Source organism: Mycolicibacter senuensis, from assembly GCF_003284925.1.
Lineage (GTDB): Bacteria > Actinomycetota > Actinomycetes > Mycobacteriales > Mycobacteriaceae > Mycobacterium > Mycobacterium algericum_A.
On sequence record NZ_QMEX01000252.1, the window covers coordinates 1 to 2,695 of the forward strand.

General features: G+C 67.6%; 3 protein-coding genes. All 3 read right to left on the reverse strand.

Annotation, left to right across the window (positions count from 1 at the left end; genetic code table 11):
• Positions 1-147, reverse strand: a 147-nt coding sequence (locus DQP56_RS25850; protein WP_435673906.1) for a DUF6912 family protein, incomplete at its 3' end; no start/stop codon positions are given.
• A 79-nt stretch (positions 148-226) separates the two neighbouring features.
• Entirely contained in the window at positions 227-1,042 is an 816-nt protein-coding gene (ppk2, locus tag DQP56_RS23685) for a polyphosphate kinase 2 (RefSeq protein ID WP_112689498.1), read from the reverse strand.
• Positions 1,039-2,433, reverse strand: coding sequence for a WS/DGAT/MGAT family O-acyltransferase (locus tag DQP56_RS23690; RefSeq protein WP_112689500.1), 1,395 nt, complete (start codon positions 2,431-2,433; stop codon positions 1,039-1,041). Before DQP56_RS23690 ends, ppk2 begins: the two co-directional genes overlap by 4 nt.
• Between the last annotated feature and the right edge of the window lie 262 nt (positions 2,434-2,695).

Here is a 2,695-nt window from a genome sequence, read left to right on the forward strand (position 1 = left end):
CTCGGCCAGTTCCTCGTCGTCGCCGTGGGCGTAGGACTCCCGCAGCGCCGGGGTCACAGCGAACGCGGTCCCGCTGACCGCCTGCACTGACCCGTCGGCGACCAACTGGGCCAGCATGGCCAGCGTCACCGGGATGTACACGCGCATGAGCCCAGACCTTAGCGGCGATAACGAGCGCGACGAAGCCGGTCGCAGCCATCAAACACCGCGGCCCGGCCGGGACCGGTCACGCCTCGCCCGCCAGCGTCGCCGCGTAGTCCTCGACGTAGCGGTAGTTTCCGCGGTCGGGGCGCTGGTAACGGTCGCCCGCCGCGGGCCGGTCCGGCAGTTCCACCTGCGGCAGCGCCACCTCGCGGTAGGGAATCGTCGACAGCAGGTGCGCCATCATGTTCAGCCGCGCGTGCTTCTTGATCTCGGACTCGACGACGTACCAGGGGCTTGCCGCGATGTCAGTGTGCGCCATCATCTCGTCACGGGCCCGCGAGTAGTCATCCCAGTGGTTCACCGACTCGAGGTCCATCGGGGACAGCTTCCACTGCTTGAGTCGATCGTTGCGCCGGTTGCGAAACCGACGCAGCTGTTCCTCCTGGGAGACCGAGAACCAGTACTTGCGCAGCAGGATTCCGTCGTCGATCAGCAGTTGCTCGAAGACCGGGGCCTGTTCGAGGAAGCGCGCATGCTCTTCGGCCGTGCAGAATCCCATCACCTTCTCCACGCCGGCGCGGTTGTACCACGACCGGTCGAAAAGGGTGATCTCGCCGCGGGCCGGCAGCGCGGCGACGTAACGCTGGAAATACCACTGAGACCGTTCGCGTTCGGTGGGCGCCGGCAGAGCCGCCACGTGGACCACACGCGGGTTGAGGCTCTCGGTGATCCGCTTGATGACACCGCCTTTGCCGGCCGCGTCGCGGCCTTCGAAGATCACCACGACTCGAGCGCCGGAGCGTCGCACCCATTCCTGGAGTTTGACGAATTCGATTTGCAGGCGCAGTAATTCGGCCTGATACACATCGTCGGCGATCCGGGCCTGCGCTCCGCTCATGTCGCAGCCTCCAGCAGTTCGGCCAGCGCTTCGTCCAACAGCGCAGAGACCAGCCCGACGTCACTCATCGACTTGCGGTCGGCGTTGACCCCGTAGTACAGCATGCCGTTGTAGGACGTGACCCCGATGGTGAACGCCTTGTTGGGCAGCAGCGGGGGCACGCTGTAGGTCTCGAGCAGTTTTGCGCCGCAGACGTACAGTTGCCGCTGCGCGCCGGGCGCATTGGTGATCAACAGGTTGAACACCCGCCCGGAGAACCCGGCGAACGCGGTGGCGACCCGAACGCCCATCGCATGCAGCGTCGGCGGCGCGAAGCCCGACACCGTCAAGATGGTGCGGGCATCCACCAGGCCGGTCGGAGCGGGGTGCGACTCGGTGGCGTAGGCGATCTGGGACAGTCGCACCACCGGATTGGGTTCGCCGACCGGCAGATCCACCAGGAACGGGGTGACCGAACCGATCGGCTGACCCGCGGTGTCGTACTCATGGTCGGGATACACCGACAGCGGCGCCATCGCCCGCACCGTCCGCGTCGAGGACACCGGCTCGCCGCGGGACAGCAGCCAGTTGCGCAGTGCCCCGGTGATCACGGCGAGCACGACGTCGTTGATCGCACAGCCGTAGCGGGCCCGTACCGTGCGGTAGTCCTCCAGCGCCCCGTGCGCCACCGTGAAGAGGCGGTTCTGCGACACCTGGGTGTTGAGCGGGGTGTTCGGCGCGGTGCCGCGCACCATCGCCCGGGCGGTGTCGAATGCCTTGCGGCCCACCCAGGTCAGCGGGTCGCTGAACGTCGATCCGACCGCCCGCAGCTGGGTTCGAGGTGCCGCAACCCAGTCCCCGAGCGCCCCCAGCACCAGTTCGACGGCGCCGGGCTCGCGCCGCGGAACCCAGATGTCCTCGTCGAACGGCGGCGGGCGCTGCGTCCGGTCCACCAGCACATGACCGAGCGCGGGCGCCGCCATTCCGTTGACCAGCGCCTGGTGCGACTTGATGTAGAGCGCCATGCGGTTGTCGGCCAGGCCCTCGATCAGGTACAGCTCCCACAGCGGCCGGTGCCGATCCAGCCGCTGCTGCCCGAGATGGGCGATCAACTCGTGCAGCTGGCGGTCGCTGCCCGGCGACGGCACCGCGAGATGGCGCACATGGTAGGTGATGTCGAACTCGTGGTCATCGACCCACACCGGCCGGGCCAGGCTCATCGTGACTTCCCGGATCTTCTGCCGGTAATACGGGATCTGTGGCAGCCGTTGCTCGACGGTGGCCAGCAGCTGCTCGTAGCTCAATCCGCCGCGCGGCCGGCGCACGATGAACAGCGATTGCACATACATCGGCGTGGTGGTGTTCTCCAGCCGGTAAAAGGCCGCGTCCGTCGCCGACAGCCGGTTCACCATCGCCGCCCGCCCTCCCTACTGACTCGATTCGGCCTGGCGCGCGACACCCACCGGAACCAGAACCGGAGAAACACTGCCGCTCACGGTAGCCCGCCGCCGCAGCGCAGGTACCCGGATACGGTCGCGCCGTGATTGTGCGATGATCGCCACACATCCTGCCACTCTCCAGCAGGGTCATCCGTCGGATCGACCGTGGAGAGCTGCCGTGACCGTGGACCCCTCCCCGCCCATACCCGCGACCGTCGCGCCGGTGATCGACTAC